Raw genomic sequence first — 20,694 nt, 5'->3', positions numbered from 1 at the left:
ATATTATTATTAAAGACTTAAGATAAATCACTTAAACTACTTCCTATTATTAGCGCTATGTAAACGGTGAACCTACCCTAGTTTTGCTACGGATACAAAATCTTACTATGTAACTGAAATAACGCCTCAAATGCTTGTTAAGTATGCAGTCTAGTGGTAGACTTCGGCGCCCGTTTTCAATGGGTCGCAAGCATATGCTTGTATTTAAGTTGTTTCTGGTCGCAAGAAACAACAAAATTTAATTTTTTAATTTGGAGTTCCAAAATGTCTGATGCAATTTTCAACTTGGATGCAGAAGTTCGTACTGACTTGGGGAAAGGTGCGAGCCGCCGCCTACGTCGTGAAGACAAAGTTCCTGCTATCCTTTATGGTGCTGGTAAAGACCCAGTATCTCTTACTTTAGCGCACAATAAAGTAATTCAAGCTCAAGAATTCGAAGCTTTTTATAGCCATGTTCTTACCCTTGATATCGCTGGTGAAAAAGTAGATGCTCTTGTAAAAGATATGCAACGTCACCCTTACAAGCCTAAAGTTACACACATTGATTTCTTGCGTGTTGACAAAAATAAAGAAGTAACTACAAATATACCTCTTCATTTCATCAACGAAGACAAAGCTGAATCAATTAAAACTGAAGGCGGTCACGCAGAACATCACATGAACGATGTTGAAGTAACCTGTTTACCTGGCGTACTTCCAGAGTTCATCGAAGTTAACTTAGAACCTGTTGGCCTAGGTGAAACTGTTCACTTGTCAGACCTAGTGCTTCCTGAAGGTGTTGTTTTAGTTGAACTTTCTAAAGGTGAGTCACATGACTTAGCTGTAGCAACTATTAAGACTGCTAAAGGACCTAGTGCAGACGAAGAAGAATCAGAAGCTGGCGATTCTGAAGAAGCTGCACCTGAGGAATAAGTTGCTTGTCTGACATTCAACTTATTGTGGGCCTGGGAAATCCAGGCCCCGAATATAAAAACACACGCCACAATGCCGGTACATGGTTTGTAGAAGCATTGGCAAGACAATTTGGGTGCACGCTCAAATTAGAAAACAAATTTTTTGGATATACTGGCCGCATTACTTGTGCTGGACAGGATATTAGATTACTTATTCCTACCACTTATATGAACAAAAGTGGTCAGGCAGTTTCCGCCCTAAGCGGGTTTTATCGAATCCCCCCTGAGAATATGCTTGTTGCTTTTGATGAGCTTGATTTACCTCCCGGTATTGCAAAGTTCAAAATAGGTGGTAGTTCCAGTCAAAATGGGATTAGAGATATCGTATCAAAACTAGGAAACTTTAAAGACTTTTTAAGACTACGCATTGGTATCGGTCATCCTGGTGATAAATCTCGAGTTACCGGCCATGTGCTAGGAAAAGCGTCACAACAAGATCAAGAAAAAATCGATGCCGCAATAGATGAAGCATTGCGTTGTACCGAAATTTTGTTAAAAGATGATGTGAAAAAGGCTATGAATCGCCTTCACTCATTCAAAGTAGAATAACAGCATACGCCGGATTATCTGAGCGCAAAATAGTTTAAGGAACACCAAATGGGTTTTAAATGTGGAATCGTTGGTTTGCCCAACGTCGGAAAATCAACGTTGTTCAATGCATTAACCAAAGCAGGCATCGAAGCGGCTAACTTTCCGTTTTGTACAATTGAACCCAATACAGGTGTAGTCCCTGTGCCTGATGAGAGATTGACAGCATTAGCTGAAATCGTAGAGCCCAAACGCACTATTCCAACAACAATGGAATTTGTAGATATTGCCGGATTAGTCGCTGGAGCATCTAAAGGTGAAGGACTAGGAAACAAATTCCTTGCTAATATTCGCGAAACTGATGCCATCGGACACGTAGTCCGTTGTTTCGAAAATGACAACATCGTGCATGTAGCCGGTAAAGTAAATCCTCAAGACGATATTGATGTCATTAACACCGAGCTAGCCTTAGCTGATCTTGAAAGCGTAGAAAAAGCACTTATCAGAGTTGGCAAAAAAGCTAAAAGTGGTGACGCTGACGCCAAATTCGAAATGAAAGTTTTAGAAAAAATTAAACCTGCGTTAGATGAAGGTACTTTACTACGCGGTGTCGAACTAGAAAAAGAAGAATTAGCAGCCATTAGTTATATGAATTTGCTAACGCTTAAGCCAACTATGTATGTGGCAAATGTTAACGAAGACGGATTCGAAAACAATCCCTATTTAGACAAAGTTCGTGCTATCGCAGAACAAGAAAATGCTGTAGTTGTTGCTGTTTGTGCGGAAATTGAATCTGAAATTGCAGAATTAGATGATGAAGAAAAAGCAGAGTTTATGGAAGAGCTAGGCTTAACCGAACCTGGTTTGAATCGTGTGATTCGTGCAGGTTACAGCTTATTGACTTTACAAACTTATTTCACCGCTGGAGTACAAGAGGTTAGAGCTTGGACTTTCCCTGAAGGCTCAACTGCACCGCAAGCAGCAGGTAAAATACATACAGACTTTGAAAAAGGCTTTATTCGCGCAGAAATCATCGGTTACGACAACTTCGTAGAATTTAAAGGTGAGCAAGGTGCCAAAGACGCGGGTAAATGGCGCTTGGAAGGTAAAGATTACATTGTTAAAGACGGTGATGTAATTCACTTCCGCTTTAACGTCTAATTTCTCGCAAGGTTATTCAGATACTCAAAAGGCCCACAAAATGGGCCTTTTTGTTATACCAAACTAAGACAGTTTTCTAGGTAAAGAACAGAACCATATCTACATGTTCAATGCCACCGTCGTCATAGCTATCTCCTTTGATGGCAAATCCCCACTTTTTATAGAAATCAATTACCTCAACCTGAGCGGATAACAAAACACTTTCAATGCCCTGCTGTTGCTGAAAATAGGCAATAATTTCATTCATCATCTGAGCTGCTAGTCCAAGGCCTCGAGCATGGCTGTCTACTACAACTCGTTCTATTTTACCCATCGAAGATGACTCACCTACTATCCGTAAACGTGAGTAAGCCTGTAACTGTTGAGTGTCAGAATAAACACAAAGGTGTTTAGCTTCTTGATCGAGATTATCGATATCGTCATAGAAGCTTTTTTGCTCTAAAACAAAAACGTTCTGGCGTAAGCGTAAAATTTGATAAAGCTGAATAGTGGTTAATTGTGCAAATGTATAAAAACAATAATTCATAAAACTAAGAGCTCATTTTGCCTAAATATTGAACTTTAAAGAAACTCGACTGTAATAATATTTTTACGGCGGATCAGGGTGCCCCTAGTATGCCACCGCTATGCTTGTTAGCATAGATCAACGAATATAGAGATAAATATTAAAAAACAAAGGATTTTCAATGGAATTAGGTACAGTCATATCACTAACTGTGTATTTTATCGTGATGCTAGGAATAGGTCTTTACGCCTTTAAAGAGTCTACTTCCGACATGACAGAATACATGCTCGGTGGTAGGACATTGAGCCCTAAAGTAACGGCTTTATCGGCAGGTGCATCAGACATGAGTGGTTGGATGTTAATGGGCGTGCCAGGAGCAATGTATGTATCTGGTTTATCTAGCATCTGGATCGCAGCAGGATTAACCATAGGTGCATTTCTTAATTATATTTTAGTGGCACCACGTCTAAGGGTTTATACCGAAGTAGCAAATAATTCTATTACCCTACCCGATTATTTTGAAAACCGATTCGAAGATAAAAGTCGTTTACTCCGTGTGATTTCATCAGTGGTAATCATCGTATTTTTTACTCTTTACACGTCAAGCGGCGTAGTAGCAGGCGGCAAACTCTTCGAATCTTCTTTTGGCTTAACCTATGAAACCGGTCTGTATGTGACTGCTGGTGTTGTAGTTGCCTATACCTTGTTTGGTGGTTTTTTGGCGGTAAGCATGACCGATTTTGTACAAGGCTGCATCATGTTTGTTTCCCTAATCATGGTTCCTGCTGTGGTGCTATTCGAAGTGGGCGGCATAGGTGAAGTGACTCAGCAAATATCTAGCGTAAGCGAGAATATGATGAGTCTATGGGTTAATGCTTCAACAGGACAGGCACTATCTGCTATCGGCATAATCTCATTGTTAGCTTGGGGACTGGGTTATTTTGGACAGCCACACATAATTGTTCGATTTATGGCAATTCGCCATGTTAAAGACATGAAAGTAGCTAGACGTATTGGCATGAGTTGGATGATAGTGTCCTTGGCCGGTGCCGTTGCTACAGGATTGTTTGGTCTAGCTTATATGAGTAAGACACAAGCTAATATTGAAGATCCTGAAACCATTTTTATCGTCTTATCCCAACTTTTATTTAATCCATTTGTGGGTGGCTTTTTACTGGCTGCAATTTTAGCGGCAATCATGAGCACAATTTCTTCGCAATTATTGGTTACCTCAAGTTCCTTAACGGGTGATTTTTACCAAGCATTTTTGCGTCGTGGTGCCAGTCAAAAAGAACTCGTTCTGGTAGGCCGTATCTCAGTGGCCCTAGTTGCATTTGTAGCGGTATTACTTGCATACGACCGCGATAGCACAGTACTGACCCTTGTGAGTAATGCGTGGGCTGGCTTCGGTGCCGCATTTGGCCCCTTAGTTATTATCAGCTTATATTGGAAACGAATGACTTTTGCTGGCGCGTTAGCTGGAATGATCACAGGTGCAATAACTGTACTTATTTGGATTTTTGCCGACCTAACAATAGATGGACAGGCATTAAGCGATGTTATTTACGAAATTGTCCCTGGTTTTATAGTCAGTTGTGTTTTCACCGTGGTGGTTAGTTTATTAACAGCGAAACCAAACAAAACCATCAATGAGACATTCGATGCTGTTGATCGCGAATTAAAGAATTTATAAAACAATTAACACATAAAAATTACATTTAGCGATCAGTTTATTTACAAGCGGTTCGCTTTTTGTTTTTTTAAACCATTTTGTTGCTAAATATAGTAAATGGTCATACCTATAATGCCGTTATCTATGTTATGGTTCTATGCATATAAGTATTTTGTCTAACGCTTGAATTTACGTGGAAATTAAACATGACTAACTCTATTCCGTCAGTGACTCATTTGAAACAGCTTGAGGCTGAAAGTATTCATATTTTCAGAGAGGTTGCTGCAGAATTCGATAACCCAGTAATGCTCTACTCGGTAGGTAAAGACTCTTCAGTCCTATTACATCTTGCCCGCAAAGCTTTTGCGCCTGGTAAAATTCCTTTTCCTTTGTTACACGTTGATACCACTTGGAAATTTCATGAAATGATAGAGTTTCGTGACAAGATGGCTAAGAAACATGATCTTGATTTATTAGTACATATTAATCAGGAAGGTATTGATATGGGTGTAGGTCCATTCACCCATGGTAGTGCAAAGCATACCGACATCATGAAAACCGCTGGATTAAAACAAGCATTAAACAAATATAAATTTGATGCTGCTTTTGGTGGTGCACGTCGTGATGAAGAAAAATCCCGTGCAAAAGAAAGAGTCTATTCTTTCCGTGATGATAACCATCGTTGGGATCCGAAAAACCAACGCCCAGAGTTGTGGAATATCTATAATTCACAAATCAATAAAGGCGAAAGCATTCGTGTGTTCCCTATGTCGAATTGGACCGAATTAGATATATGGCAATATATTTATCTAGAGAATATTGAAATTCCATCATTGTACTTAGCTAAACCACGACCTGTGGTTGAAAGAGACGGTGTATTGTTTATGGTGGATGACGACCGTATGCCTTTGGAAGAAGGTGAAGTGCCTGAAATGCGCTCGGTCAGATTTAGAACGTTAGGGTGTTACCCATTAACTGGGGCGGTGGAATCTGAAGCTGATACCCTACCTGAAGTTATCCAAGAAATGTTATTGACGAAAACTTCTGAACGCCAAGGAAGAGTGATTGATCACGACTCTTCAGGATCTATGGAGAAGAAAAAGATGGAAGGATATTTCTAATGGCTACTAACATCGTATGGCACCAACATGAAGTAGACAAGAAACGCAGAGCCGAGGCCAAAGCACAAAAACCTTCAGTCATTTGGCTAACGGGGTTAAGCGGATCTGGAAAGTCTACGATTGCCAATTTATTGGAAAAGAAACTTGCAGAAGCAAGTAAACATACTTATTTGCTTGATGGCGATAATGTGCGCCATGGTTTGTGTGGCGACTTAGGTTTTAGCGACTCAGATAGAGTGGAAAACATTCGTCGAATCAGTGAAGTAGCAAAATTATTTGTGGATTCTGGCCTAATTGTACTAACCGCTTTTATCTCTCCATTTAAAGCAGACCGTGATTTTTGCCGCGGTTTATTGTCTGAAGGTGAATTTATTGAAGTTTTTGTGGATACACCCTTAGAGATCTGTGAACAACGAGATCCTAAAGGTCTTTACCAGAAAGCTCGCCAAGGTGATATTAAAGACTTTACCGGCATCGACTCCACCTATGAAACACCTGAGAATCCAGAAATTCACCTAACATTTTCAGGACAAACTGCAGAAGAGTCTGCGGAGTTGTTATTTAAAATGCTGCAAGAAAAAGGATTTTTAGACTAATGTTTGATCATGCTTTGGCAACTCAAGTAGCTGAAATAACCCATAAAGCTGGGGCAGCCATACTTGAAATTTATAAAAGAGATTTTGCGATTTACGAAAAGTCTGATGAAAGCCCTCTGACAGAAGCAGATTTAGCTGCTCATCACATCATTATTGATGGTCTTAGGGAAATTTCTGAGTTACCTATCTTATCAGAAGAGTCTGCCAGTATTGACTGGAAAACCAGACAAACTTGGGATGACTACTGGCTGGTTGATCCATTGGATGGCACCAAAGAATTCGTAAAGAAAAATGGTGAATTCACCGTTAACATTGCTTTAATTAGTGATGGCAAACCCGTTTTAGGCGTTGTTTACGCACCAGTGTTAAATGCCACCTACGTGGGTGTAGAAGGACTAGGCGCTTATAAAATTGATGGCGGAGAAATTAACGATATTAAAGTTAGTCCTCATCAAGACGGTGAAACATGGCAAGTGGTTGGCAGTCGTTCGCACCAAAGCCCTGAGATTGCATCTCTGCTGGAATCTTTGCCTGGTGAGACTGAGCTAGTGGCAATGGGAAGTTCCCTCAAACTATGCTTGGTTGCTGAGGGTAAGGCGCATTTATATCCTCGTTTGGGCCCAACCTCTGAATGGGACACGGGCGCTGCACAAGCTGTAGTTGAAGCTGCAGGCGGTAAAGTTACCGTTATCACTGCAGACAACCCGTTGGCCCCCGATACACCAGCATTACGTTACAATCAAAAAGATTCTGTATTAAACCCTTATTTTTTGGTGAGTTGCTAAAATATGAATAGCGAAAACACATTACTACAACAAGATATATTGTCATACTTAGATCAACATGAGAAAAAAGATCTTCTTCGATTTTTAACCTGCGGAAGTGTAGATGACGGTAAGAGTACTCTTATTGGACGTTTGTTACACGACTCTAAAATGATCTACGAAGATCAACTTGCAGCTATCACCAAAGACAGTAAAAAAGTTGGAACTACAGGTGAAAAAGTCGACCTAGCGTTATTAGTTGATGGTCTGCAATCTGAGCGTGAGCAAGGTATCACTATCGACGTTGCTTATCGTTATTTCTCTACCGATAAACGTAAGTTTATTATTGCAGACACCCCAGGACATGAACAATATACCCGTAACATGGTAACAGGTGCATCAACCTGTCAAATGGCGATTATATTAGTAGATGCTCGTGCTGGCGTGAAAACTCAAACTCGTCGTCATTCATTTTTGGTTTCTTTGTTGGGGATCAAACACGTTATCGTGGCCATTAACAAAATGGACTTGATGGATTACAGTCAGACTGTTTTTGAAGAGATCAAACAAGACTATTTGGAATTTTCAAAACAACTGGATATTCCTGATATTAGCTTTATCCCATTATCGGCACTTGATGGTGATAACGTAGTTAATAAGAGTGAACATACACCTTGGTATACAGGCGATACCTTGATGACCGCGTTGGAAAATATAGAAATTGATAAAGATTTAAATTTAGATGATTTCAGATTCCCAGTGCAGTATGTCAACCGTCCTCACCTTAACTTCCGCGGCTTTGCGGGTACTGTGGTATCCGGTCAAATCGCAGTTGGCGATAAAGTGACAACTCTCCCCTCTGGTAAACAATCGACCGTAAAATCAATTGTTAACTTCGAAGGTGAGCAGGAAGTAGCCCATGCTCCCTTGACAACAACCTTAACCCTCGAAGATGAAATAGACATTTCTCGTGGTGATATGATTGTTAAATCGGATAATTTGCCACTGCATGGAAGTACCTTCAAGACTCATTTAGTCTGGATGGATGAAGAAGCACTAATTCCAAACAAACAATATGGTTTTAAATTCGCGACTAAGTTTGTACCTGGTTCAGTTACTGGTATCAATTATTTGATTGACGTAAACACCATGGAAAAGAAAGATGCCGTGCATTTGAATCTAAACGAAATTGCGGTAGCAAATATCAAGCTTACCCAAATGGTAGCCTGTGACCCTTATACTGATAATCGTGCTACTGGTGCGTTTATTATTATCGATAGGGTGACTAATGGCACTGTAGGTGCGGGTATGATAATAGAGCAAACCCAGGCTACTACTGCTGCTAATCAGTTCTCAGAATTTGAAATTGAGTTTAATACGTTAGTTAGAAAACACTTCCCACACTGGAATGCCACTGACATAACTAAATTATAATCACTCGAATTTCCAACTGTGGATATTAATCAAATTGCTGTTATAGCAATTTTTTTCGCGACCATTGCGGCGCTTATCATCACTGATAAGCGCCCTTCTTCTGTGTTTGCTGGTTCAACATTAGCGTTGATGCTAAGTGGCCAAATTACCTTTACAGAAGTTGCACATAACCTTACCAACGAAGGTTTACTCACCCTTATAATTCTATTACTGGTGAGTACTGCTGTTGATAAGACATCCATGATTAAGAGTTTGGGAAGAAAGTTGATTACAGCTAGTTTCAAAGCTAGTTATTGGCGATTATTTGGACTCACTTTCGCCTCATCTGCGCTACTCAATAACACAGCCGTTGTTGCTAGTATGATTGCCCCCATCAGTCAAAACCAGCATCATCCCGCATCCAAATTACTTATACCTCTGTCATACTCCGCTATTTTAGGCGGGACAGTCACCCTTATCGGGACATCCACTAACCTAATTGTGGATAGCTTTCTAATTGAGCAAGGACATCCAGGCTTTCAGTTCTGGGATTTCACCTTTTATGGTTTGATTGCAGGTTTGAGTTGTGGCTTATTAATGTTTTTATTAACACCATTGCTGCCTAACATTGAGACACGCAAAGGGAGTTTTCAATATTACTTTATCGAAGCTGAGGTAATTGCAGAGTCGGAATTAATTGGTAAAACCGTAGAGCAGAACCACCTCCGAAATTTACCTGAGTTGTTTTTAGTTGAGATTGTCCGCGATGGGCAACTAATTAGTCCGGTAGCTCCTGACCTAATGATCTTAGAAAACGACAAATTAATTTTTTCTGGCAACATCAAGAACGTGGACAGCCTTTCACATATTAAAGGCTTAGTATTGTTCGCTGAGGCAGATGGGCTATTACGAGACAACTTAACGGAAGTAATCATTTCAAATCGCGCGCAAATCATTGGCAAGACACTTAAAGCTGTTGGATTTAGAGCTTTATTTGATGCCGCTGTAGTTGCTATTAGAAGAGATGGTGAGCAACTATCCGGAAAGTTAGGGGAAATTAAATTACAAGCTGGAGATTTTCTGCTGCTTGCAACAGGTCAAGACTTTGTAAATAGACACAATTTAAGTAAAAACTTTTTCATTATCTCCGAGCAAAAAATTTCTACCCGTTTGAATAAACCTCAAGAATATCTAACCATAGGTGGCTTTTTACTAACCATTTTATTAGCCGCGACCTCAGTAGTAAGTTTGTCATCTGGCCTATTATTTTTTATGGCCGCACTCATTCTTTCAGGGGTAATTAATAACTCAGAATTGAAGCGGAATATTCCAATTAACTTAGTGATTGTTATTGTAGGCGCATTAAGCTTAGCAACAGCATTGTCATCTTCTGGCGTAATTGCTCTGTTAACTGGCTCGTTAAAACCCTTTATTAATAGTGGTAGTCCATTTTTAGCATTACTTGTTGTTTATGGATTAACGCTACTTTTAACCGAATTGGTAACCAACAATGCAGCTGCAGCCCTTATGTTTCCTTTTGCATATGGTATAGTTGAAGTCCTCGAAGTTCCACTGATGCCGTTCGCATTAGCAGTAGCATTCGCTGCCAGTGCTAGCTTTTTATCGCCTTATGGTTACCAAACCAATTTGTTAGCATTCAATGCTGCAAATTATAAATTTAAGCACTTCATCAACTTCGGCTGGCCGGTATCTTTGCTCTATTCAGGTATCGTTTTACTGCTATTGAAATACTCTTACGGCTTCTAAGATTACGGCGCTGTATTTTAACCTGGACAGGCATCTTATGATATTTTAACTTGGACAGGCATCTCATGAACTATTTTAACCTGGAAAGCCACTTTATAGACGTTCAACCATGTCATAGGTTGACAACGGCTTTAACTTTGACAGCCACAATAACTTCCGGCTCTAACCTAGACAGCCATAATAATTTTCACTCCAAACTAGACTTCAATTTGGCTTGAACTAGACTTCTCCTCTTAAAAATACGACTACGCTAAAGAAACCTATAGTAACAATAGAGAAAACAATGCCTTTAGCACGCAAGCATCAAATTAGCCTGGTTGATACTCCTTACTATCACTGTGTGTCCAGATGCGTTCGCCGTGCTTATCTTTGCGGTAGAGATACATACAGTGGTAAAAGTTATGAGCATCGTCGCCAATGGGTTGAAGATAGAATATTGTTGCTTACATCAGTTTTTTGTATTGATGTATGTGCATATGCTGTCATGAGCAACCATATACATGTGGTCCTTCATGTAAACAAAAGTAAAGCACTAGAGTTATCTGATAAAGATGTAATAGCAAGTTGGCGAAAATTGCACAAGCCAACTCAATTAGCTCTGCAGTTTCTTCAAAACAAACAGAACGAGTTGAATGAAGTACAACTTCAAACCTTAAATCAAACCATCAAAATATATCGGCAACGACTTTTTGACATAAGTTGGTTCATGCGTGAGTTAAATGAGCCAATAGCGAGACGAGCAAATCGAGAAGATCAATGCACCGGTCACTTTTGGGAGGGCCGATTTAAATCCCAAGCATTATTAGATGAAAAAGCATTGACCGCTTGTATGGTATATGTCGATTTAAACCCTATTAGGGCAAAAACAGCATCTACCCCTGAGAGCTCAAACCATACCAGTATCAAACGGCGTATTATGGCATTTGAAAGAGGGGTTCAACCACCTGAATTGATGCCGTTTTCAAATAATAATAAAGATTTTTGTCTACCATTGAATTTAGCCGATTATATTACATTGGTAAGGACCACCGCTAGGGCTCCGACTCCGACAAACAGAGCTTTATCTCCTCCCAACTTTCCTCAAATCCTTAAAAAGCTAAATTTGATTGAATCTAGTTGGTATGCCCTTAGCCATCAATTTGAATCCATATATAGTATTGCAGCAGGTAGTTATAAAAGTCGGAAAAAATTCAAGGAACACACGAATAGGAAACGCATAGCTAGCGTTGCAGACAATTATTATTAAAGAAAAGGCATTACAATAAATGCCTACAACACAAAATTTAAGCTAACTAAGGTTGGGTTATCGGAACAGTACTTTTTCTTTATTGAACCAATTGACGCAAAATGCAAGTAAACCTGCTGCAATCAAAGCGGTAGAGCCAAAAATTGCAATCAATTGAAAATAATCCATTGTACCTTTAATCAACTCTTTAATCGCCAATGCAACGTTGGTTAACGGTACCCAAGCCCAAACACCTTTAAGCTCAACGCCTGGTGCCATAGCTAAGAAAATAGGGATAAAAAGCAACATCATCAGGGTTCCCATGTAACTTTGCGCTTCTTTATAACTCTTAGCGTAAATAGACAGGCTTAGTAATATAGATGCAAAAATAGCAACAACGGGAATTAACATTAAAAACATTAAAATAAAGTCAACAGCGCCAATAGAAGACATAAATGCCACCACGAACTCAATTGCTAGACCTTGGCTAAGTATCAATCCCCACAATGCCATGCTAGAAACGGTAATAAGCGCAGAAGTTAATCCTGCCAGGGCAATGGTTAGAAACTTACCTAACACAAGCTTATAGCGCTCTATGGGCGAAATTAACAAGGTTTCTAACGTGCCTCTTTCTTTTTCCCCCGCGCCTAAATCTGCTGCTGGAAACATTGCACCTTGAAGGCACAATATAAAAATAAAGTATGGAATGAGGCCACCTATTTTTTCTCCCCAGTTTTCTCGCGTATCCGCGGTATTCACTTTCTCTAAGATAATCGGCTCTAAGACTGCAACTTGCTGCTTTTCAGATAGCTTCAGCTTATTAAAAGCGGTTTCTCTTAACTTCTGAACCTGCTCATCAACAATTTCATTTACACGATAAAAAACCCTGTTAAGTCCAGAATCATTTAGGTGGAGCTTTAGTGATGCCTGTCCACTTTGTAAGATATCATTAGAATAGTTTGAGGGAATTTCCAACACAAAATCGACTGTATTGGCTTGAATTAACTTTTTGTAATCCGTTTGCTGGTTAATATCAACACGATTAAAACCATCAATCTGCAATAATTTAGTCTCAATTTCTGGCGCGTACTGGCCACCTATCAAAGCATAATTTAGTACTTTATTTTGAGCTTCAGTCGCTGCATTTTGAGCAAAATATATAGCTATCCCAGCAAATGCTGGCATAACAAGAATTGGAACAGCAATCATAAAAAATAACGTTTTTTTATCTCTTACAAGTTCTTTTAATTCTTTAAATAACACTAACCACATTACTGCTCTCCTTGTTGAATAGTGGCTAAGAAAGCGGCATGTAGATTTTTATTTGGTGCCTGTCCTCTGAATTCGTCGAGGCTACCATTAAATTGACTAACGCCATTGTCGATAATTGTGACTCGGTCGCATAATTCCTCCACTTCACTCAAATGATGGGTAGAGAAAATGACTGGAATATTTTTCTTTTTCAAACTTCGAATAAAATCTAATACTGTCTGGGTCGCCATGATATCTAAACCCGTTGTAGGCTCATCTAAAATAACAACTTCAGGACTATGAATAACGGCTCTAGCAATTGAAGTTTTCTGTTTCATACCTGTTGAGAAGTTTTCACTTCGGCGATCTAAAAAAGTGTCCATTTCCAAAAGAGCCGACAATTCCGCGATTTGGCTTTCAATCTGATGTTTATTCATACCGTGAAGTTGCCCAAAGTATTCGATATTTTCACGACCAGTTAAACGGCCATACAAGCCTGTGGAACCAGATAGAAAACCAATTTTCTGGCGGGCAACCAAAGGGTCTTTTAATACATTAACATCATTAATATATACGCTGCCTTGATTAGGCTGTAATGCGGTGGACAACATTCTTAACGTAGTAGTTTTGCCAGCACCGTTAGGACCGAGTAAACCAAGTACTTGGCCTCTATCGACGTTGAAGGTTACATCTAATACGGAATGAAAGTATCGCCCTTTGAGCCGAGGATCTTTCTTTTCTTGTTCACTCAGTTTTTTGGGGTTCTCAATCTCGAACTTCTTACCTAAATTCTTAATTTCTATCATTACTTTTCCCTGATTATATCTGAGCTAGGTAAACTCATTCGTTTAACTAAATCGTTTTTTTAAGAACAAATTTTGATAAATCGCTCTCTCTTGTTCAATAGTGTATAACTTACTGGATTTATTACATATAATTGAGAACACTTAAACTCGATATTTATGGCTCCCCTTTTAATTCACTTTTATTGAGCCTCGAAAACTATAACTCAACGAGAGCACTTTTGTTATGCAACCGAAAAACCCTTTGCAAGCTTCTTTACAAATTTTCACAAAGCCAAATGGTGTTTTTGAGGCTGTAAACAACAACGACAATTGGTCTTGGATACCCTTTGTTTTAGTTATGAGCTTTGTCTTACTACCATTATATTTATACTATAACTTTGTCGATTTCGAATGGTATAGGGATTATATCGTTAATAGCACAGCGGGTAATCTTAGTCCTGCTGAACAAAATAATATTAGAGCGCAAATTAGACCTGATTTTTTAGTTGTTGGCATCCTAATAGTTGCTTTTTTATTCCAAGTAATCGTTAATTTAGTACTTGCCGCCTATCTTAATTTAGTAGCTAAAACAGATGAAGAGTGCATTAATGGATTTACTGACTGGTATGGTTTTACGTGGTGGATCTCTTTACCTTCAGTTATTAGTTTTATAACGGCAATACTAGTTTTGGCTTTAGCCGGAAACAATCAAATGCCAATCAGTGAGTTGAATCCTTTAGCATTATCTTATTGGTTAGGCTTAGGCGAGGACTCTAAGTGGTTTGGTTTAGCAAACTTGGTTAAGCCAGAGCTGTTTTTTAGTATTTACCTCATAGCAGTAGGATTGAGTCATTGGACTAAATTCAACAGAGCCAAAATTTACACCGTAGCCATTGCACCATTTGCCATTGTAATTACACTTTGGTTCTTATTAATTGTAATAAATTAATCGAAATAGAATAACTAGCTACGCGCCGGTCTAAAATAGTCTTGATTCAAATAAAACTCTCTACTTTGGTTTTGGGAATACCAACCAGGTATCCCCAACAAAGGGATTGGCGATAGCTTACCTGAATCTGAAAGTGAGTTTTTACAACATAAAAGATCATATAGAGATGAATCTAAAGTGCTTAGCTGACGGGTATGATTCTCAGCAAAAAAGCGGTCATCCACTTTGATCGGTAGCCACTTCCCAGTTAGCCCAATGAATGGATTCAAAAGCATTTCATAATTTGCGTGCCCAAAAACGAATGCTTTTATTTGCGGCTTATGTTCATGACTATTAACATGGCAGTCCATGTTAAAAACGGCGTTTATCTCATCATTGAACATTGCATCTTGGTTATCCCACTTATGCCTGTCTTCGATAAAAACCTTTTGCCACTGATGATTGGCTAAGTGTTCACAGACCCTTGAATCAGATACAGCTAAAACGATACCGCACTCATCAAATAAGGTAATTTGATTTCTACGGTGTGTACGAGGTGTTAACCCATATGATTGAATATCTTCAACGTGCCATCGATTTAAAAGGGTTTTAGTTTTAGGGAAATTGAGCCAAACCAGTCCATTAAATAAGTCATGCCATGAATTTGGGCGAGTAGGAATGACTCTATCTTTAAAAATGATAGTTTCATAATAATCTCCTGTCTCAGGCATTGAATCTTGACACTTAAACGTAAATTCAAAACCATCTTTAGATGCCTGTCCACGTTGAGAAGTTTTTAGAGGTACCCCAGAAACATCGTGCGATGCCTGTCCACGTTGAGAAATTTTTAGAGGTACCCAAGAAACATCGTGCGATGCCTGTCCACGTAAGGAACCTTCAATGGTGGGAAGCTCACTTTTTAAGACGTTAAGCGTGTCTGCATGCAATAAATTGTCGAATTTGGTTAAGCTGTAACGCTGTTCGAGTTCAGTAAAAGGCGGTCTTTTTACGATGCCTGTCCACAATTCGTGGCACTCACGGGGCGATGGTTGGTTAACGGATGTCATTGGTTACTAGAGTCTTGTTGATGGATTTCTTATACTGGGGACAAATGTAATTATAAGAGTAACAATATGCAATCAATGCGTTTTATTTTTCCAGTAATATTATCGATTTTAGCGGTTGCGGGGTGTAACCAACTGCCAAACAGCAAAAGTCCGCAAAGTAACTTCCAGCAAGTGTATGACAACATCAGTGAACAAGAGTTGAGACAACACGTCAAAATTATATCTTCTGATGAGTATGAAGGCAGAGCCCCAACCTCCCATGGCGAAACCAAAACCCTTGAGTATCTAGTCGAGAATTTCAAGACCCTCGGATATCAGCCTGGTAATGGTAATAGCTATCTACAAGCAGTGGAGTTGATGGAAATCACTGCCGATCCAAACATGCAGTTGCACATGGGCGAAAACACTTTTGAATATCAAAAAAATATGGTTGCCTCGTCAAAGCGGGAAACACCGCAAGTTAATCTAATCGATTCTGAAATTGTGTTTGTTGGGTATGGGGTAAATGCACCAGAATACGAATGGAATGATTATGAAGGTTTAGATGTTAAAGGTAAAACCGTAGTCATTTTAGTTAATGATCCTGGTTTCGAAAACCCAGAAAGTGGCAAGTTTCAAGGTAAAACAATGACCTACTACGGTCGCTGGACATATAAATATGAAGAAGCCAGCCGCCAAGGAGCCGAAGCTGCTATTATTGTCCATGAAACCGCCCCCGCTTCCTATGGCTGGTCTGTAGTCTCCAACAGTTGGAGTGGTCCTCAATACAGTCTAGTTTCCAAAAATGGAAATGCCGACAGAGTGGCCGTAGAAGGTTGGATTAGTCTCGAAGCAGCCAATAAAGTGTTCACTGAAGCAGGACTTGACTTTAGTGCAGAAAAAGCCAAAGCCATGCAAGGCCCTTACTCTAAAACCTTGGGTACAAAAGCATCAATTAGCATAAACAGTAAATTGAAAAAGTCAGTTAGTAATAATGTGATTGCCACTTTACCAGGCAGCGTAGCTGCTGATGAGCACATAATATACACCGCTCATTGGGACCATCTAGGCATGGACACCAGTTTAAAAGGCGATCAAATCTATAATGGCGCCCACGATAACGCCACAGGTGTCGCTGCTAGTTTAACCATGGCCAAAGCATTTTCAGAACTTTCCATTCGACCGGCTCGTTCCATAACCTTTTTAATAGTGACAGCTGAAGAACAAGGGTTACTGGGCTCTAAATATTATTCCGAACATCCCATTATTCCCCTAGAAAAAACCGTGGCCAACTTGAATATGGATGCCCTCAACGTTTTAGGCAGAACCAAGAACGTTGCAGTGGTAGGTATGGGCAAATCGGATCTGGAGAAATACCTGGAATCTGCAGTAACTAAACAAAAGCGCTACCTGACTCAAGAAGACAGACCCGAAGCCGGCTCGTACTACCGTTCAGATCATTTCAGCTTCGCCAAAAAAGGTGTTCCAGCACTTTATGCCAAAGGCGGCAATGAACCAATAGACGAAGCGACTGCCAAGTATCGTAAACGCGCCAGCGTTGTCGTTAAAGGATGTTACCATCAGGTGTGTGATCAATTTAGAGAAAAATGGGACTTTGGCGGCATCCAAGAAGATACCCAAATGTTATTCGACGTAGGTTATAACATTGCTAATTCAAACGATTGGCCAAATTGGAGTAAAACCAGCGAGTTTCAACGTTAACATACGCAGCATTAAATAAGAAATGCCAGCAAAATTGCTGGCATTTCTTATCGTTTGAACCTAACTTTATTTCTGACTTTCTTTTATGAAGTAACTCAGCTCTTTGATGCAGTGGCGCAACACTGGGTTCAATCGAGTATTTTTCCCATTCATCACAAATAGCTCATGTTCGAATTCAAACATTTTACCGCCACCTACAGGCACTAAGCCCAAACCAGCACCTTGCTCTTTGGTCATATAATCAGGCAATAAACCAACATATTCACCCGTCATAATAGCCGACATACAGCCATCAAAAGAGTCTGAAAACGTTTGAATCAGCAAACGACTTTCATCTTGAATATAGTTAGCTGATGATAATCCGGAAATTCCTATGGCGGGATAATCTTCTATTTTTAAATTATCGGGTAAGGCTTCTTTATACTTAGCTAAAGGATGAGATGGTGCACAATACAATCGTCCGTGACAAATATGATCCACTGGATGGAAAGTCACCGATTCCGGCTTCACCATGTCATAAGTAGAGATAACTAAATGACATTCTCCAGATAAAGCAACATGCTCTACTTCATTATATAGTCGGGTTTGAATGTTAACGTGAATATCATCAAACTTCTTCATGGTACTTTTAACAGCCTTACTCACCGCTAAATGCATAGAAAGAGGCAAACCCGCCATTAAGACTAAAGTAATATGCCCAGAATAATCGTCATGCAGACTTTTCAGATTGAAGACAAAATTATCGAACGCATTAAAGATGCGCTTGGTTTCCTGAAAAACAACTTCACCTTCTTTTGTCATTTGAAAGCCACCTCGACCACGATGACAGAGTACTAAATCCAATCTTTCTTCAAGCTTTTTGATGGCAGCACTGATATTTGGACGTTGCATTCTCAAGACAGGCTCAGCAGCAGTAAAGCCATTGCATGATGCTACAGCGTAGAAAACGCGTAACAATTTAATATCTGATTCTTGTAAACGGTTTAACATAAATACACCAATGTAAGGTATGTAAATAGATACTCTAATTGCTATATTAGGCAAGCCGCATCCGTATTACAATCATTAATTACAGTTTATTCTATAGCGGTATTAGCTATTTAGAATCTTAGCGTCGTTAATTAAACCTTATCTAAACTCATACCTTAATAAGGCTGAATACACACATCACAAACACAGATACCCCAGCCTAGGTAACAACATTTAGAACATTTACCTAAGACAACTTTACACTTTGTTCGCGCAATAGCTCTACTTCATCTCGCAGACTTGCCGCCTTTTCAAACTCTAATTCTCGAGCCGCAGTAAACATTTGTTTCTCTAATTCAGCAATTTTTGTCATTAATTCAGTAGCAGTCATTGCCTTATAAGTTTTGTTAGCTTCTGCAATTTTCCGCAACTTAACTTTGCCACCCACATCAACGGAATTCCCCTCACCTAAATCCATAATGTCGGTAATAGGTTTGTTTAACTGGGTAGGTTGAATACCGTTGTCTAAATTATGTTGATGTTGCTTTTCACGGCGACGCTCGGTTTCTTTCATTGCCCTTTCCATCGAACCGGTAATGCGGTCAGCGTAAAGTATGGCTTTACCGTTTACATTTCGTGCAGCCCTTCCCATAGACTGAATTAGCGAGCGATCAGAACGTAAAAAACCTTCTTTATCGGCATCTAAAATAGCCACTAAAGACACTTCTGGCATATCTAAACCTTCACGAAGCAGGTTAATTCCAACCAAAACATCAAACTTACCCAATCGCAAATCACGGATAATCTCAATCCGCTCAACGGTATCGATGTCTGAATGCAGATAACGCACTCGAATACCATGTTCATCCAAATAATCGGTGAGATCTTCAGCCATACGTTTAGTCAAGGTAGTGACTAACACTCTTTCGTTTTTCGCCACACGTAAATTTATTTCCGACATTACATCATCAACTTGAGTGGCAACGGGCCTCACTTCAACTTCAGGGTCAAGCAAACCTGTCGGTCTGACAACTTGTTCAATTATATCCTCACCGGATTTCTCTAATTCATATTTACCCGGTGTCGCAGACACGTAAATGGTTTGTGGCGAAATCTGTTCAAACTCGTCAAATTTTAATGGTCGATTATCCAGTGCTGAGGGCAGCCTAAAACCAAATTCAACTAAAGTTTCTTTACGTGAACGATCGCCTTTATACATAGCGCCTATTTGTGAAACCGTGACGTGAGATTCGTCCACAAACAACAATCCGTCAGCAGGGAAATAGTCCAACAATGTTGGTGGTGGCTCACCAGGTGCTCTGCCTGATAAATAGCGAGAGTAGTTTTCAATTCCAGAGCAATACCCTAGCTCTTGCATCATTTCCATATCAAACTGAGTACGTTGCACAATGCGCTGTTCTTCCACTAATTTGTGAACAGATTTAAGCTGTTCTCTGCGCTCTTTCAGCTCATCTTTGATATGACCAATTGCTTCTAGAATCTTTTCTCTGGGCGTAACGTAATGAGTTTTTGGAAATACCGTGGCTCGGGTAACCGTTTGCTCAACACTCCCGGTTAAAGGGTCGAATAACCGAATGGCATCAATTTCTTCGTCAAACAGCTCAACTCTGATGCCTTGCTTCTCAGAGTCGGCAGGAAAAATATCAATAACATCCCCACGTACTCGGAAAGTACCGCGTTCGAAAGAAACATCATTACGGCTATATTGTAACTCTGCTAAACGTCGCAAAATTGCCCTTTGATCCATCAGATCCCCTTGGCGCAAATGCAGTAACATTTTCATGTACGACTCAGGATCACCTAAACCATATATAGCCGAGACACTTGAAACAATAATAACATCACGACGCTCCATCAAAGATTTGGTAGCCGACAAACGCATTTGTTCAATATGATCATTTATGGAAGAGTCTTTTTCGATGAAAGTATCAGTGCTGGGCACATACGCCTCGGGCTGATAATAGTCATAATAAGATACAAAGTACTCAACTGCATTGTTAGGGAAAAACTCTTTCATTTCCCCATACAATTGAGCTGCAAGGGTTTTGTTATGAGCAAGTATTAAAGTCGGTCTTTGTACTTGTGAAACAATATTCGCCATTGTAAAGGTTTTGCCTGAGCCCGTTACCCCTAACAATGTTTGATTTGCTAATCCGCTTTCTAAACCATCCACTAACTTTTCAATAGCTTGAGGCTGGTCACCAGCTGGTTGATAGTGTGAGGATAAATCAAATGGTCGACTCAATTTCTTTTCCTTACTTAATAAG

Annotated in this window: 18 protein-coding genes; 12 read left to right on the top strand and 6 right to left on the bottom strand. The window is 39.7% G+C overall.

Translation table 11 applies throughout. The features are described from left to right. The first annotated feature begins 264 nt into the window (after positions 1 to 264). The 3 genes from AB6T38_RS01765 to ychF are packed head-to-tail and all read left to right on the top strand — an operon-like array spanning position 265 to position 2,642. Positions 265 to 912, top strand: a complete 648-nt coding sequence (locus tag AB6T38_RS01765; RefSeq protein WP_372545582.1) for a 50S ribosomal protein L25/general stress protein Ctc — start codon at positions 265 to 267, stop codon at positions 910 to 912. 5 nt (positions 913 to 917) lie between these two features. Then, a complete protein-coding gene (gene pth / locus AB6T38_RS01760) occupies positions 918 to 1,502 on the top strand; it encodes an aminoacyl-tRNA hydrolase (protein WP_372545581.1) in 585 nt (194 codons plus the stop codon). 48 nt (positions 1,503 to 1,550) lie between these two features. Continuing rightward, the gene (gene ychF, locus AB6T38_RS01755; RefSeq protein ID WP_372545580.1) at positions 1,551 to 2,642 is read left to right on the top strand and encodes a redox-regulated ATPase YchF; all 1,092 of its coding nucleotides are present in this window, start codon (positions 1,551 to 1,553) and stop codon (positions 2,640 to 2,642) included. A gap of 76 nt (positions 2,643 to 2,718) precedes the next feature. Here ychF and AB6T38_RS01750 read toward each other — a convergent pair whose 3' ends face one another. After that, entirely contained in the window at positions 2,719 to 3,168 is a 450-nt protein-coding gene (locus AB6T38_RS01750) for a GNAT family N-acetyltransferase (protein WP_372545579.1), read from the bottom strand. Positions 3,169 to 3,328: 160 nt separating this feature from the next. Between AB6T38_RS01750 and putP the strand changes: the two genes are divergently transcribed. From putP to AB6T38_RS01715, 7 genes are all read left to right on the top strand, one after another. Beyond that, the gene (putP, locus tag AB6T38_RS01745) at positions 3,329 to 4,840 is read left to right on the top strand and encodes a sodium/proline symporter PutP (protein ID WP_372545578.1); all 1,512 of its coding nucleotides are present in this window, start codon (positions 3,329 to 3,331) and stop codon (positions 4,838 to 4,840) included. 185 nt (positions 4,841 to 5,025) lie between these two features. Continuing rightward, positions 5,026 to 5,940 (top strand): sulfate adenylyltransferase subunit CysD, encoded by a 915-nt coding sequence (gene cysD / locus AB6T38_RS01740; protein WP_303477031.1) that lies wholly within the window; start codon positions 5,026 to 5,028, stop codon positions 5,938 to 5,940. Next, positions 5,940 to 6,536 (top strand): adenylyl-sulfate kinase, encoded by a 597-nt coding sequence (gene cysC / locus AB6T38_RS01735; protein ID WP_372545577.1) that lies wholly within the window; start codon positions 5,940 to 5,942, stop codon positions 6,534 to 6,536. Before cysD ends, cysC begins: the two co-directional genes overlap by 1 nt. Further along, positions 6,536 to 7,321 (top strand): 3'(2'),5'-bisphosphate nucleotidase CysQ, encoded by a 786-nt coding sequence (gene cysQ, locus AB6T38_RS01730; RefSeq protein WP_372545576.1) that lies wholly within the window; start codon positions 6,536 to 6,538, stop codon positions 7,319 to 7,321. The genes cysC and cysQ overlap by 1 nt, the downstream gene beginning before the upstream one ends. A gap of 3 nt (positions 7,322 to 7,324) precedes the next feature. After that, the gene (gene cysN, locus AB6T38_RS01725; RefSeq protein WP_372545574.1) at positions 7,325 to 8,734 is read left to right on the top strand and encodes a sulfate adenylyltransferase subunit CysN; all 1,410 of its coding nucleotides are present in this window, start codon (positions 7,325 to 7,327) and stop codon (positions 8,732 to 8,734) included. Between the two features lie 18 nt (positions 8,735 to 8,752). Continuing rightward, the gene (locus tag AB6T38_RS01720; RefSeq protein WP_372545573.1) at positions 8,753 to 10,480 is read left to right on the top strand and encodes an SLC13 family permease; all 1,728 of its coding nucleotides are present in this window, start codon (positions 8,753 to 8,755) and stop codon (positions 10,478 to 10,480) included. A gap of 283 nt (positions 10,481 to 10,763) precedes the next feature. Beyond that, the gene (locus tag AB6T38_RS01715; RefSeq protein WP_372545572.1) at positions 10,764 to 11,726 is read left to right on the top strand and encodes a transposase; all 963 of its coding nucleotides are present in this window, start codon (positions 10,764 to 10,766) and stop codon (positions 11,724 to 11,726) included. A 57-nt stretch (positions 11,727 to 11,783) separates the two neighbouring features. On the opposite strand, the gene AB6T38_RS01710 is transcribed toward AB6T38_RS01715, so the two are convergent. After that, on the bottom strand, positions 11,784 to 12,977 hold the full coding sequence (locus tag AB6T38_RS01710; RefSeq protein ID WP_372545571.1) for an ABC transporter permease: 1,194 nt from the start codon (positions 12,975 to 12,977) through the stop codon (positions 11,784 to 11,786). Further along, positions 12,977 to 13,762 carry an ATP-binding cassette domain-containing protein gene (locus AB6T38_RS01705; protein WP_372545569.1) on the bottom strand — a complete coding sequence of 262 codons (786 nt, stop codon included), beginning with the start codon at positions 13,760 to 13,762 and terminating at the stop codon, positions 12,977 to 12,979. Before AB6T38_RS01705 ends, AB6T38_RS01710 begins: the two co-directional genes overlap by 1 nt. A gap of 223 nt (positions 13,763 to 13,985) precedes the next feature. On the opposite strand from AB6T38_RS01705, the gene AB6T38_RS01700 reads away from it, so the two are divergent. After that, the gene (locus AB6T38_RS01700) at positions 13,986 to 14,690 is read left to right on the top strand and encodes a YIP1 family protein (RefSeq protein WP_372545568.1); all 705 of its coding nucleotides are present in this window, start codon (positions 13,986 to 13,988) and stop codon (positions 14,688 to 14,690) included. Positions 14,691 to 14,704: 14 nt separating this feature from the next. Here AB6T38_RS01700 and AB6T38_RS01695 read toward each other — a convergent pair whose 3' ends face one another. Continuing rightward, complete coding sequence (locus AB6T38_RS01695) at positions 14,705 to 15,736, bottom strand: DUF3025 domain-containing protein (RefSeq protein WP_372545567.1); 1,032 nt, start codon at positions 15,734 to 15,736, stop codon at positions 14,705 to 14,707. 75 nt (positions 15,737 to 15,811) lie between these two features. Here AB6T38_RS01695 and AB6T38_RS01690 point away from each other — a divergent pair, with 75 nt between their 5' ends. Next, positions 15,812 to 17,437 carry a M28 family metallopeptidase gene (locus AB6T38_RS01690; RefSeq protein WP_372546035.1) on the top strand — a complete coding sequence of 542 codons (1,626 nt, stop codon included), beginning with the start codon at positions 15,812 to 15,814 and terminating at the stop codon, positions 17,435 to 17,437. Between the two features lie 66 nt (positions 17,438 to 17,503). Here AB6T38_RS01690 and AB6T38_RS01685 read toward each other — a convergent pair whose 3' ends face one another. Beyond that, positions 17,504 to 18,427, bottom strand: a complete 924-nt coding sequence (locus tag AB6T38_RS01685; RefSeq protein ID WP_372545566.1) for a LysR family transcriptional regulator — start codon at positions 18,425 to 18,427, stop codon at positions 17,504 to 17,506. 226 nt (positions 18,428 to 18,653) lie between these two features. Next, entirely contained in the window at positions 18,654 to 20,672 is a 2,019-nt protein-coding gene (gene uvrB, locus AB6T38_RS01680; RefSeq protein WP_372545564.1) for an excinuclease ABC subunit UvrB, read from the bottom strand. Between the last annotated feature and the right edge of the window lie 22 nt (positions 20,673 to 20,694).

It is taken from the genome of Aliiglaciecola sp. SL4, assembly GCF_041538045.1.
Taxonomy (GTDB): Bacteria; Pseudomonadota; Gammaproteobacteria; order Enterobacterales; family Alteromonadaceae; genus Aliiglaciecola.
The sequence above is the reverse complement of the archived record's forward strand: the minus strand, read 5'-3'. Positions and strand labels throughout refer to the sequence as shown.

Bases quoted from the DNA above. Each gene is read 5' to 3' on its own strand.
- AB6T38_RS01765 (WP_372545582.1), top strand. From the start codon at position 265: ATGTCTGATGCAATTTTCAACTTGGATGCAGAAGTTCGTACTGACTTG.
- ychF (WP_372545580.1), top strand. From the start codon at position 1,551: ATGGGTTTTAAATGTGGAATCGTTGGTTTGCCCAACGTCGGAAAATCA.
- AB6T38_RS01750 (WP_372545579.1), bottom strand. From the start codon at position 3,168: ATGAATTATTGTTTTTATACATTTGCACAATTAACCACTATTCAGCTT.
- putP (WP_372545578.1), top strand. From the start codon at position 3,329: ATGGAATTAGGTACAGTCATATCACTAACTGTGTATTTTATCGTGATG.
- cysD (WP_303477031.1), top strand. From the start codon at position 5,026: ATGACTAACTCTATTCCGTCAGTGACTCATTTGAAACAGCTTGAGGCT.
- cysC (WP_372545577.1), top strand. From the start codon at position 5,940: ATGGCTACTAACATCGTATGGCACCAACATGAAGTAGACAAGAAACGC.
- cysQ (WP_372545576.1), top strand. From the start codon at position 6,536: ATGTTTGATCATGCTTTGGCAACTCAAGTAGCTGAAATAACCCATAAA.
- cysN (WP_372545574.1), top strand. From the start codon at position 7,325: ATGAATAGCGAAAACACATTACTACAACAAGATATATTGTCATACTTA.
- AB6T38_RS01715 (WP_372545572.1), top strand. From the start codon at position 10,764: ATGCCTTTAGCACGCAAGCATCAAATTAGCCTGGTTGATACTCCTTAC.
- AB6T38_RS01710 (WP_372545571.1), bottom strand. From the start codon at position 12,977: ATGTGGTTAGTGTTATTTAAAGAATTAAAAGAACTTGTAAGAGATAAA.
- AB6T38_RS01705 (WP_372545569.1), bottom strand. From the start codon at position 13,762: ATGATAGAAATTAAGAATTTAGGTAAGAAGTTCGAGATTGAGAACCCC.
- AB6T38_RS01700 (WP_372545568.1), top strand. From the start codon at position 13,986: ATGCAACCGAAAAACCCTTTGCAAGCTTCTTTACAAATTTTCACAAAG.
- AB6T38_RS01695 (WP_372545567.1), bottom strand. From the start codon at position 15,736: ATGACATCCGTTAACCAACCATCGCCCCGTGAGTGCCACGAATTGTGG.
- AB6T38_RS01690 (WP_372546035.1), top strand. From the start codon at position 15,812: ATGCGTTTTATTTTTCCAGTAATATTATCGATTTTAGCGGTTGCGGGG.
- AB6T38_RS01685 (WP_372545566.1), bottom strand. From the start codon at position 18,427: ATGTTAAACCGTTTACAAGAATCAGATATTAAATTGTTACGCGTTTTC.